General features: G+C 43.5%; 8 protein-coding genes. 6 read left to right on the top strand and 2 right to left on the bottom strand.

Features of this window, described 5'->3' with window-relative positions:
* Nucleotides 1–40: 40 nt before the first annotated feature.
* On the top strand, nucleotides 41–622 hold the full coding sequence (clpP, locus tag NYE35_RS10240) for an ATP-dependent Clp endopeptidase proteolytic subunit ClpP (protein ID WP_076098479.1): 582 nt from the start codon (nucleotides 41–43) through the stop codon (nucleotides 620–622).
* Nucleotides 623–643: 21 nt separating this feature from the next.
* Nucleotides 644–850 carry a hypothetical protein gene (locus NYE35_RS10245; RefSeq protein WP_341120871.1) on the top strand — a complete coding sequence of 69 codons (207 nt, stop codon included), beginning with the start codon at nucleotides 644–646 and terminating at the stop codon, nucleotides 848–850.
* 48 nt (nucleotides 851–898) lie between these two features.
* Here NYE35_RS10245 and NYE35_RS10250 read toward each other — a convergent pair whose 3' ends face one another.
* Complete coding sequence (locus tag NYE35_RS10250; RefSeq protein WP_341120873.1) at nucleotides 899–1894, bottom strand: LacI family DNA-binding transcriptional regulator; 996 nt, start codon at nucleotides 1892–1894, stop codon at nucleotides 899–901.
* A 274-nt stretch (nucleotides 1895–2168) separates the two neighbouring features.
* On the opposite strand from NYE35_RS10250, the gene NYE35_RS10255 reads away from it, so the two are divergent.
* Both NYE35_RS10255 and NYE35_RS10260 read left to right on the top strand, forming a co-directional pair.
* A complete protein-coding gene (locus NYE35_RS10255) occupies nucleotides 2169–3917 on the top strand; it encodes a glycoside hydrolase family 13 protein (protein WP_081382356.1) in 1749 nt (582 codons plus the stop codon).
* Nucleotides 3918–4155: 238 nt separating this feature from the next.
* Nucleotides 4156–7758 (top strand): M14 family metallopeptidase, encoded by a 3603-nt coding sequence (locus NYE35_RS10260; protein ID WP_341120874.1) that lies wholly within the window; start codon nucleotides 4156–4158, stop codon nucleotides 7756–7758.
* 70 nt (nucleotides 7759–7828) lie between these two features.
* Here the strand turns inward: NYE35_RS10260 and NYE35_RS10265 are convergent, their stop codons facing one another.
* Nucleotides 7829–9706: an LTA synthase family protein gene (locus NYE35_RS10265; RefSeq protein ID WP_076107493.1), complete on the bottom strand. Its 1878-nt coding sequence runs from the start codon at nucleotides 9704–9706 to the stop codon at nucleotides 7829–7831.
* Nucleotides 9707–10010: 304 nt separating this feature from the next.
* Here NYE35_RS10265 and NYE35_RS10270 point away from each other — a divergent pair, with 304 nt between their 5' ends.
* Nucleotides 10011–11012, top strand: coding sequence for a DUF4830 domain-containing protein (locus NYE35_RS10270; protein WP_341120876.1), 1002 nt, complete (start codon nucleotides 10011–10013; stop codon nucleotides 11010–11012).
* A gap of 43 nt (nucleotides 11013–11055) precedes the next feature.
* Nucleotides 11056–12546 carry a stalk domain-containing protein gene (locus NYE35_RS10275; RefSeq protein ID WP_341120878.1) on the top strand — a complete coding sequence of 497 codons (1491 nt, stop codon included), beginning with the start codon at nucleotides 11056–11058 and terminating at the stop codon, nucleotides 12544–12546.
* The last annotated feature ends 235 nt before the right edge of the window (nucleotides 12547–12781 follow it).

Below are 12781 nucleotides of genomic sequence, written 5' to 3' on the forward strand. Positions count from 1 at the left end.
TAGATTTCAAAACTCTAAAACAGATGGAGGTCGAATACGGATGGCGTACGTTCCTTATGTAGTCGAACAAACGAATCAAGGTGAAAGATCTTACGATATTTATTCGCGGCTGTTGAAGGACCGGATAGTGTTCGTAGGTGCGGAAATTGAGGATCAGCTGGCTAACAGTATTGTTGCCCAGTTATTGTTTTTATCAGCAGAAGATCCGGATAAAGATATACACATGTATATCAATTGTCCAGGTGGCTCTATCACCGCAGGCTTCAGTATTTATGACACGATGCAGCTTATTAAGCCTCCGGTAAATACCATTTGTACAGGAATGGCGGCTTCTTTTGGTTCTTTGTTGTTATTGGCTGGGGCCAAAGGGAAACGTTATGCCTTGCCGAATAGCGAGATTATGATTCATCAGCCGCATGGTGGGGCGCAGGGGCAAGCTAGTGACATTGCGATCAGTGCCAAACGTATTTTGAAGGCAAGGGAAGTGCTTGTGCAAATTACAGCGGACCGAACTGGGCAGACGGTAGAGAAGGTACTGCAAGATATGGATCGAGATTATTTCATGTCAGCCGAGGAGGCGGTTGAATACGGAATTATCGATAAGGTCATCACAAATCTCTAAGACGAAGGAGTGAAGAAGGCTATGCTGAAGGTTTTGCAGGGAAAAGAGGTAACAATCTATTTTGTGGATGGCTCCAACGCTACAAAAGGAGTGCTGGAAACGGTAAGTGAAAATTTCGTCAAATATCGGACGGATTTTGAAGAGTTTTATATTCCAATCAGCTCGATCTGTTCTATCTCTCTAGATACCAAAACGCGTGAACGAGCCAAAGTAGGGTTCACACAATAACATCAACAACATCATCTGTATAAAAAAGGGTTAGGAGCTCCACAGCTCCTAACCCGTACTTTCCCGAATAGCCAAATAATGAGCCACATTTGCATGATGCGGCACAACGGTCTCCCCTTTAATCAGCTTGATTAAGGTTCGGGTGGCGGTCATCCCAATCTCCGTTCCAGAGTATTCAACCGAGGAAAGCTTAGGTCGAACGATAGAGGCAATGAAGCTGTTATCAAAACCGAACACGGCGACATCAGCTGGCACCCGTAGACCGTTATCGGTTAAATGATTCATGGCTCCAACTGCCATCCAATCTGTAGAGCAAAACACCGCAGTAGGTAACTCCCCGCTATCCATAATTCGGCGCATGGCGTCGCTCCCATCTTCGACGGCCATCGCACTTTCTACTACCCATTCTTTCCTTAAGGTTATGCCTGCATCCATAAGGGCTTGTAGATAGCCTTTATACCGATCGCCACCCACCGCATTATCTCCCGAGCCGCGAATCATAGCGATTTTGCGATGATTTTTTTGAATCAGATAAGTAACAGCTTCATAGGAGGCAGTTATATTGTCCAGATGAACGGAAGGAATCATATCCACCTGCGATTGTTGCCCGACAAGCACGCAAGGTGTATTTGAGCTGCGGATGATCTCCAGATGTTCATGGTTTGGAATTGAACCCACAAATATATTTCCTTCCGTCCCAATACGCTGGAACATCTTCAAATAGTGTTGTTCACTTTCTGCACTGCCGTCCGTTAATCCGACCATAATGTCGTATCCATACAAATCCGCAAGATCGCGAATACCAACATTGAAGTCATCCAGTACAGTGTTGCTATTCTGCGGAATGATCACACCGATAAGCTGTGTATTAGCTTTGTCCGTTTCAAGGCCGATGACATTCGGACGGTAGTTGGTTTGTTTAATAGCTTCCAGTACTCGTTTACGGACATCTTCGTTTACTGGTTTGCTGTTATTGATTACCCTGGACACCGTAGAGATCGAAACGTTCGCCATTTGGGCTATATCTTTTATCTTTACCTTCAAGAAGATCACCATAACTTTCCATATGATTCACTTGGTGTTTCAACTCTCGCAAGCATATCACGGATAGCTTCAAGAATCCAAAAGATTGTTGTTGACCTAGGAAATAAAAGGTCCTATAATGATCGCTGTAGGAAAATTATTTCCTTGAAAAAAGCTTGTTTTCAACGATAAAGTTGGATTTTTGCTAAAAACAATAACTAAATTATTAATTTTAATGAATTTCGGGAAAATATTTTCCTGTTAAGGGTATATGAATACGAAGGAGCTGCATGCATTGAACAGAACATGGTGGAAAGAAGCCACGGCGTATCAAATTTACCCACGGAGCTTTATGGACAGCAATGGTGATGGTGTAGGGGATCTGCAAGGAGTCATTTCTAAACTTGATTATTTGCAGGAGCTTGGCATCAATGTCATTTGGATCTGTCCTATTTATAAATCCCCAAATGATGATAATGGTTATGATATTTCGGATTATCAGGATATTATGGCGGAGTTCGGCAGCATGGCCGACTTTGATCAGCTGCTGCACGAGGTTCATGCACGAGGCATGAAGCTGATTCTGGATCTAGTGATTAATCATACTTCGGACGAACATCCATGGTTTGTTGAAGCACGTTCAAGCAAGGATAATCCGAAGCGGGATTATTATATTTGGAGTGATCCTAAGGACGGGGAGGAGCCGAATAACTGGGAGAGTATTTTCAGCGGTTCGATTTGGGAGCTTGATCCCGCCACAGAGCAATATTTTATGCATGTATTTTCCAAAAGACAGCCAGACCTCAACTGGGAGAATCCTGAGGTGCGCCGTGAATTGTATAGCATGGTCAACTGGTGGCTGGACAAAGGAATCGACGGCTTCCGGGTGGATGCCATTTCACATATTAAAAAAATCACCGGACATCCCGATCTGCCGAATCCACAGAATCTTCCGTATGTTCCGTCTGGCGATGGTCACATGAACCGTGAAGGGATTCACGATTTCTTGCAGGAGCTCAAGCAGGAGACGTTTGACCGATATGACATCATGACGGTTGGCGAAGCGAGTGGTGTAAATGTTGATCAGGCGGAGTCGTGGGTGGGTGAAGAGCAAGGCAAATTTAATATGATTTTTCAATTCGAGCATTTAGCTCTTTGGAATAAGAGTGTGACAGGTGGATTGGATGTTCTGCAGCTAAAATCAGCTCTCTCCCGTTGGCAAAAAGGTCTTGAGGGCAGAGGCTGGAACGCATTGTTCATCGAAAATCACGACCAGCCGCGTTCAGTTTCTACTTGGGGAAATGATGGCCAGTATTGGAAAGAGTCAGCTAAATCGTTGGCTACGATGTATTTCCTGATGCAGGGAACACCATTTATTTATCAAGGTCAAGAAATTGGGATGACCAATGTAAGATTTGAATCAATGGATGATTACGATGATGTGGCGATGAAGAACTTGTATCGTTTGGAGACTGAAGCCGGTAAATCACATGAGGAAGTCATGGAGGTAATCTGGAAGAACGGTCGGGACAACTCTAGAACACCAATGCAATGGAGCGACTCTGAAAACGCTGGTTTCAGCAGCGGCAAGCCATGGATGAAGGTGAATCCGAATTATACGGAAATCAATGTGGAGCGGGCGAAGCAGGACCCTTATTCCATCTATCATCATTACAAAAAGCTTATCGCTCTTCGGGCTGCTAATCCCGTTACTGTTTACGGGACTTATGATCTCATTTTGCCTGAAGATGAACGTATTTATGCTTATACTAGGACGCTTGGAAATGAAAAACTGCTAGTCATGTCTAACCTGACAGCAGAGGAAGCGCTGTTTGACCTTCCATTTGAATTGGAGTTTGATACTAGTGAGTTGCTCTTGCATAACTATGAGGTTGATCCTGCGGAGCCGATTGAGACTGTCGCATTACGGCCTTACGAGTCCCGTGTGTATATGCTGGTTAACGCACCTGTAGAGCAAGAGGGGAGCAGTGAACTTGTACCTGCACAAGAGTTAAGTGAAGCTTCTTTTCCAGAAACAGTTTAATATATTATTGTAATTCAAAGCGCCCGGTTATCCGGGCGCTTTTTTTGTTGCGGTAGTGTAGGACTCTTGCACAAAATGAATACGCTTACCTAGGCAAGTCGTATAAAAATATTATTTTTTCTATTATTTTTGTTCCCAAAATTAATAGAATACTATATTATGTTATGAATACAGATTCATATAAGTGTATATTCATTCAATTTGGGGTGAAAGTAGACAAAATTATAGGAGGTAAAAAATGTCCAAGAGAATACTATCTTTATTACTAGCTTTTACACTTATGATGTCGGGTCTGCTTCCAGCTGCATATGCAGGTGAAGTTGCAACCGAAATTAACCCGCAGGCGGTTGTTGCTCCGGTTTCTACGGAGAACACAGCTGACCTAGCGGTGCTTTCTTCAGAACAAACTACGGTAGCGACTGCTGTCTATGAACAAATAGCGGCGACAGTTTCCACAGAAGTATACAAAGCTTCTATGACGGAAGCTAGAACATTAGAATTGACTTTAGATCTTCCTGATGGGGCATCGCCTCAAGATATCATCTGGAATTTTGGCAGAACGGCGGAAGAGATGAAGCCGCTGGCAGAGTGGAAAAAATGGAATAAAGATGCGAAAGATTATTCAGGTAATCCTTTCGTAACAGTGACATATGAGCCGATCTCAGGTTCAAAAGTAAAGGCTTTAATTCATTTTGATTTGCTGTACGGAGAGAATCTCTCACTAACGGGTATACGTGCAGAGTACGTCAAACGAGTGGGAATTTATAATCTAATCGGGACATTACCTGCTGGAGATGTGCTGGTAGAGCAGCAAGTCAAACTAAATCCATATGAAACCTATCATACATATGATGAGATTAAACCCGCGATCGATAGGATTACTGCTGAAAGCAATAATAAATATGATCGATATGTAGAGTATCAGCAAATTGGGACCTCAACTCAAGGTCGTGCCATTCATTTCTCTATTGTTGCTAAGGATAAGTCCTCAGTAGATCAATATTTGAACGAGACCTTACCGCTTATGATGAATGATCCTGAAGCCCTGCAAAAGAAAATTAACGACGGGGATCTGCAGAATTATAAGGTACCTATTTGGTTGAATAACATTCATGCCGATGAAGCCAATGGTGTCGATGTAATCATTAAGTTTTTGGATACGCTGATGACACAGCAAATTGTCACCTATGATACCACTGATGAGAATGGAAATCCGAAAAAGGTAGTTCTGAACATCGACGAAGCGCTTGACCATGTGATTTTCCTGCTTGATTATGTAGAGAATCCTGACGGTCGCGCGTTAAACACGCGTCAAACTTCAACGCTGCTTGATCCAAATCGGGACAACTCTTACCAGACCCAACCTGAGACACAAGCGGTAACTGCACAAATTGCTAAGTGGACGCCGCTTACCTTTTTGGACATGCATGGATTTGTAAGTGGCTTCTTGATTGAGCCTTGCACACCACCTCATGATCCTAACATTGAATATGATCTTGTAATGCCAAGTATGCTTGAGCAAGCAAATGCCATGGGTAAGGCGGGGATTGCTAATACAAAATATGATTCCTACCATATCCCTTATGAAGAATACGAAAAAACACAACAGGATCCGAACTATAAAGGAACGAATGCAACAGGTTGGGATGATGCTTCGCCAGCCTACACAGCTGTATATGCCATGCATCAAGGAGCACTTGGGCATACCATTGAAGTGCCTGAATTGAATGAAGATTCACTGGATGCCTTTTATTATGCGGCTTTGGGGGCCACCGATTATGTGATCAACAACAAGCAGGAACTGTTCCTGAATCAATTGGAAATCTTCAAACGGGGTATCCAAAATGAGAATACTAATGCTGCTGTTAAAGATTATCTAATCAATGCACAGAATGAGTCTATTGGACGTCCAGGGGTAGATGAGAATACGAATTTCTTCCCTGAGTATTACATTCTTCCGGTTGCAAAAGATTTGCAAAAAAATGATCTGGAAACCTACAAAATGGTTCAGTACCTACTGCGTAACAATGTGAAAGTAGAACGGACAACAGCCAGTGTAACTGTAGATTCCGTAGTCTATCCGGCTGGAACCTATGTGGTGAATATGCATCAAGCCAAAAGAGGTTATGCGAATCTTGTCTTGTATGATGGACTAGATGTCTCGGATTTTAATGAGATGTATTCCGATACGGTACAGAATTTCTCGGCTATGCGTGGTTTTGACCGATATATTAGCCGTTCTGTAGGAGCATTCACTGGGAAGACAGAAGAGGTTAGCGGTGTAACGATCCCTAGTACGAATCTGGATCAATCTCCGTTCGAGCAAAATTATGTGATTAAAAACAGCAACAATGATGCGATAAAAGCTGTGAATGAGCTGCTAGCCAACCATAAGGCAGTGACACTGCTGGAGAATGGGGGTACAGGTTACGAGAAGGGAAGTTTCCTTGTTTCCAGATCCAATCTTAGAACGGTATCGTCTAAATATCTGCTGGATATTGTGCCGTTTAGTGCTGCAGAGAACAGAACGGGTAAATTGCTTAAGGCTCCTAAGGTAGCTATTGCAGGAGCGACTGCATTTATGCTGAAGGATCTTGGTTTTAACGTAACTACGGATACAGTGGCAGCAGATGTTCTAATCAATTCGGGAACGAATCTGATTGCTACAGGTAAACCGTTTATCGGTTATGGAAGAACGATGCTAAAAACTGTTAAAGGGCTTAAGGTCCTCCCTGGACTGGACTATTCAACTCCGGTCAATAAGGATGGTAAAGAAGATGCTCATGAGGGATTGTTTAAGGCTGAGGTCTCTCAGGACAATGTAATTACAGCGCCTTATGCCGATAGCGAATATCTCTACACAGTTTCGGCGGCTTATATTACAAAAGTGCCTGAAGGCGCAGAGATCTTGGCGAAATACGGATCAGGAGCTGACTTTTTCAAAGCAGGCTGGTGGCCGAATAACGAGGCTGCACAAGACCAAGTATTGGCGCTTACTTACAATACAGACAACATCCATGTGACGTTATTTGCGAATGATCTGATGAATAAATATCATCCGCAAAATCAATTCAGATTGCTTGCCAATTCAATCTATGCTGCTGCTCCAGCGGCGACTAAAGAGGATGGTATGGATAACGGGGTGAATGAACCAGAGCCAACAACACCTTCGACACCGTGGCAGCCATCTGTAACATCAACACCTGCACCGACCGTGCAGCCGTCTGCAACACCAACGCCAGCTCCAACTCCAACTGTGCAGCCGTCTGCAACACCAAACCCAATAGGTTCTAACTTCACGGATCTAGGTAAGGTGGCGTGGGCAGTATCGGCAATTCAAGAGCTGGCGGCAAAAGGGATCCTGCAAGGAGTGAGCGATAATTCCTTTGCTCCGCTTAAAGAGGTGACGCGTGCCGAGTTTATTACCATGATCGTGCGAGCTTTTGATCTGCTTGATGTGAATTCACCCGCTGCCTTCAGCGACGTGAAAGCTTCTGACTGGTCTTACGGATACATTGCATCCGGGGTCAAGAACGGATTGATTAACGGTGTAGGCAATGGAAGGTTTGATCCTAACCGTGCGATTACACGCGAGGAAATGGCAATCATTGTATCCAATGCACTTAAGAAATTTAAAGGCAAGTCGGTAAATGATACAAATGCCGCTTTGGCTAACTTTAAAGACCAGGCAACAATCGCTGCTTACGGTAAAGAAGCGGTGGCATTACTAACTCAGGAAGGTATTGTGCAAGGTCTGACTGCGGATACCTTCGGTCCTAAAAACATTGCCAACCGTGCTCAAGCAGCAGTGATTATTGATAGGATGTTGAAGCTTAATTAAGTTTTAGATACTTATAAAATAATACAAGAATGCCCCTCAGCTATTTGGCTGAGGGGCATTCTTTTTATAGTTACTCTGCATTATCCGTAGATGGTAAATCCGGCAGTTGTTGAATGTAGCTGTTAGACATATTTAGAAGCCGCTGAACGGCGTCAAATTGTTCTTTTGTCGAACCGCCCTCTGTTTCAGAGCCATCGATTAGATTAAAGTTGTCTCCATCATCGTAATCGACACCAGTCAAATACATGCTTGTGTCATTAATGAAAGAGCCGGTAGGCAAAAAGTGTCTGACAGGGAGCATGTTGGTCTGTTGGTTCATCAGATCTTCTCCGAAGTAGAGCTGATCTTTCATTGAAATCCCTAACAGGTTAGCTACAGTTGGCATAATGTCGATCTGGCCGCCAGTTTGGCTGTATACCGTAGGTTGACCTACCCCTGGCGCATGTACGATGAAAGGAATGTTGAACATATCGGTATAACCATATTCGTGACCGACCATTTCTTCCATTAACGATTTCTCGTTGCCATCAAGGGAATATAGCGATACACCCTGATGGTCCCCGTAAAAGACAATGACGCTATCATCCCATAGACCACTGGACTTTAATTGATCCAGAAATTGTCCCATTGCATAATCTGCGTAATTTTGAGCTAGAATATAGTTGCCAACTAGGGTACCTTCATACCGTTTAGGCAGCGTCATTTTATTTTTTGACTCTGGCATTTTATAAGGGTGATGAGCACTCATAGAAATGACCATTGCATAAAAAGGATCATCTTTAGCATCCATTTTGACTAATTCAGGCACAGTCTTGGCATAGAGTACCTCATCAGAAGCACCGAATGCGATATGATCACCATCCCCATAGAACGCTTGATCGTAATACTTATCAAAGTCTAGGACTTTGTATAGAGTTTTGCGGTTCCAGAATTCTACGCTATTGGTGTGAAAGGTTGCTGTATTATATCCATTAGCTTTCATCAGCTTAGGCAGGCTCGGAAGCGCCTTATCCATATAATTGGATGAAGTGGCTACCTCGTGATGAGGAACGTACAACGAAGTATTCACCACAAATTCAGCATCCGAAGTTGTTCCTTGCCCGGCATTAGTATAGAAGTTATTGAAATAATGTTCGCTTTTCAAAAGCTTATTTAGATTGGGTGTTACTTCCTGTCCGTCAATGCTCAGGTCCAGCAAAAAGTTCTGAAAAGATTCCATTTGTACCACGATTAGATTTTTACCTTGAGCTGCCGCCCAGTACTTCGGTGAGCCAGGCTCTGTAATTCCTTTGGTCTCGTTAATGGATGGTTGCGTGATTTCTTTGCTGTCGATTATTTCTTCTGTTTCCCTTGTATCGGCAAAAATAGTATAGACCTCGTAATTAAGAATCCCCATACTCTCCGCTTTTTTGTTCTCGTTCATACTGGCATGATTCGGCCAAACATTAAAGACACAAACTGCTAAGGAAACACTGATGATCCCAAACAAAGCGGTCCGGTTCATGCGGCGGTTCATACCTCTTTCTTTCCAGATCGCAATATATTTCGGACGGAACATAAAAAACATGAACACTACAATATCCACAAAAATGAACAAATAGTAAGGGTCCAGCAACGAGTATGTGCTTTCTCCCACCTTAGTTACTTTATCTGCTTGTTCCAAGGCATGATAAGTAGCAATTACACCGTAATATTTGTAATACATTAGGACGGCGAAATATATGACTGAAATCAATAGGTTGGCTATCATGTAATACAGAAATTTTCGTTTGGAAGCCATCCATTCAATAAGTCCAAATACGATAAAGAAAAATGGGATCTCTGTCAGCAGCATGCTCCAGTTAGGACCGTCGCTAAAAACTACGAACCAGGCCACTGCGCATTTTAGCAGCAGGACGAAGCTAAAGACTAGGAAGGGTTTGTTTTTTATATCAAAATCTTTTTTCACTCGTTATCATCCTCTCTGATGCAATTACACCAAGGTCCTGCATATACCTGTATTTCATGGAAATCCGTTGCAATATGCCGAAGCTTATTATGCTCCCGAAGTTATCAAGTGTCAAAAGGTGGACGAGAGTCCTAGAGTGAAGCAACAAGCGATTTATGCCGCATAAGCAGGTAAAATCAACGCCAATCCCAAACTACAGGGTCCTATGCGTATAAAATGATTTTAATAATTTCCAGTTTCCCGCAACTTTGTATAATATTCCTCAGTCTAAATATAGAGGAGTGATTAGAGAGGCGGGAATTAGATGACCCAGCGGCAGTTCATAACGATGGTAACGATTTGTTTTCTTGTGCTCTTAAATTCAGGTTGTAATCAAGGGGAGAACTCCATTGGTGTGGAGCCTTCTGGCTCTATAGCTTCAACGTCTGTACCACAGGTAACGCCGACTTCTACTCAAGTAACCATGATTCCCGAAGACTTTTTGCTAACACTGGATTATAAAGTTCAGAACCATCCGGATACATTTGCAGTTGAGGTACCACAGAACTGGGAGGTTAAGCTGGGGGAGTATCCAGTGGGACTTTACTGGCGATTAGCGAATGAGTTCTCTAAAGATGCCGGATTGGATTTGACCCTCCTGAAGGGTGCCACGGTAGAGGTACAGCGGTATTCCTTAGTCGATGGTTTACCTGGTTCTGGCGAACAAAAAGAATTTTCTTATCCCTCCAATCTCGCTTTGCTTGTGCAATCAGGAAATACCGTTGGGGCTTGGCTGGAATTTAATATTCAAAGTATCGGCCCTTCTATTAAGAAGCGTAGCTTGACCGACATTACAGGATTTACATTTGAGGAGTGGACGGAGAGAGAAGGTTTGTTTGCTAAGGAAGGTGAGAATGGTGACTTAGCCTCATTAGGCCATTTCGAGCTGCTGGATGCTTTTTTTCAGGCTATACAGGTTGGTAATCATACCCGCGCCCGCGCATGTTTGAATCCTAATGCCTTACTCACTGCATTGACGGTTAACCGTCAAGAGCATCAACTCTATAACCCGGGTTTTGGTGGTGAAAATGCTCTCAGTGAAAGTATTGTTGAGGCTAAGCCTACCTCTTATAAAGTGATGGATTATGATACTGGCTCTGAAATCAAAGACATCGGTGATCGCACAACGTTAAATATTGTGGTCGATCTGTATATGAAATCACTAAATCCCGTCTTCAATACCCCAGATGGCCGGGAAACTCGCTTTGCAGTGTTGACCAAACACGCTAACGGCTGGAAGATTGGAGGTTTTGGGACGGGACCGTGAGTTGTTGCGTTATCTATTTTTTAATAAAAAGGAGTGATCTCAAGTGTTTAAACAAAGCTTGATGTCAAAAGTGCAGGTAAGTCGGATTTGTAGAGTTGTTGTTGGGACTGTTCTTTGCCTGACTATGGTCTCACCTTTAGTGGCAGCAGCAGATAATGTGAATTCACTTGAAGAAAAGAAATTATTGTCTGGCATCACACAACTGGACGCTGGTGACAGAAGTGCGTATGCCGTCACTGCGGATGGAACAGCCTGGGCGTGGGGTGGTGGGTATGGCTCTATTGGTAATGGGGCGACCACACCAGCGTATACTCCTGTCAAAATGCATATCGATCATGTAAAGCAAATCTCAGGTGGTTATCGCCATAACTTGATGTTGAAGGACGATGGAACAGTGTGGGCGGTAGGGGGGAACGAGCATGGACAACTTGGCATTGGAACACAGTCCTCTAAGATTCTTGTAGAGCCTGTTCAAGTGCAAGGGCTAGCAGATGTGAAAGCTGTTTCTGCGGGGGGCACCTTTAGCTTAGCTCTTCTTAAAGATGGAACGGTCTGGGCGTGGGGAGGCAATGAACAAGGAGAACTCGGTGACGATTCGCGGAAAAACAAGCTAACCCCGGTGCAGGTGAAGGGACTACCCTCCGTCCTGTCTATAGCAGCGGGATCGAATAATTCAGTGGCGCTTGGTAATGGTGGAGAGGTATGGGTGTGGGGATCGCAGCAACCGCTGGGAACGCAAAAAGGCGTAATCTTAAAGCCTACGCTTATTAAAGGAAGCGGAGAATATAGAGCGGTTGATATGGATGGAGCCTATGGACTTTATGGGGCGGCATTGAGATGGGATGGTACAGTATGGATTTGGAATAATTACATAGATCCATATCTGGGAGAAGCTCTAAAGCCTGTTCAGGTTCCAGGACTTACAGACGTCATTTCGCTGACAACAGATTCCGCAGTGAAGGCGGATGGGACCGTGTGGCAGTGGACGGTTGGCGATAAGAACAAGATTAATGTTACACAGTCTAAGGGTATTCAGAATGCAGTTTCCATTTCTAAAGGGAGTAGAAATCATTATGTACTCTTAAAAGATGGTCATGTCCTTGCCTGGGGAGCAAATGAATTTGGACAGACGGGTCTGGGGGTCAGAGAGATCGAGGTGAGTACGCCTCAGCTCGTGAAGAAATCTATTCAAGTATTGTTGAATGGGAATGAAATGGAACTGACGATGCCGCCGTTACTAATTAATAATTCGACATATGTTCCTTTAAGAGGAGTCTTCGAGCAGATGGGAGTTAATGTTCGTTGGGATGTTCCATCGAGAGCTGTGGTTGCTGTGAAAGGATCTACAACTCTGATCTTGAATTCGGTAACTGGACAAACGACTGTTAATGGAAAGGTAATAGAGACAGATCAAAAACCGGTCTTCATTAATGATAGCGTTTATGTACCCCTCAGATTGATAAGCGAAATGTTGGGGGCGCAGGTAGAATGGGATGCAGATGCTTATGCCGTTCGAATAAATTCCAATAAATAAGTTGACTATTTATTAGAAGCTTTAGGCTGAATTCTCCTTCTGGAGAGTTCAGCTTTTTGCGTGGAAGGCAGAAGATTTAGAGGGAAATGCAATAACCGTAAACAAAGCGTATGCGATTTTGAAGAATGTGTGCGGTAATCTTTTCGAGGATTCTTTATACGGATGATGATGAATATTGGAAAAATGGGACAACTTATAATTATCCCAATGGTCGTTCAATTCTGGTCACGAAACG

Source organism: Paenibacillus sp. FSL L8-0494 (assembly GCF_038003695.1).
GTDB classification, from domain to species: domain Bacteria; phylum Bacillota; class Bacilli; order Paenibacillales; family Paenibacillaceae; genus Paenibacillus_AQ; species Paenibacillus_AQ odorifer.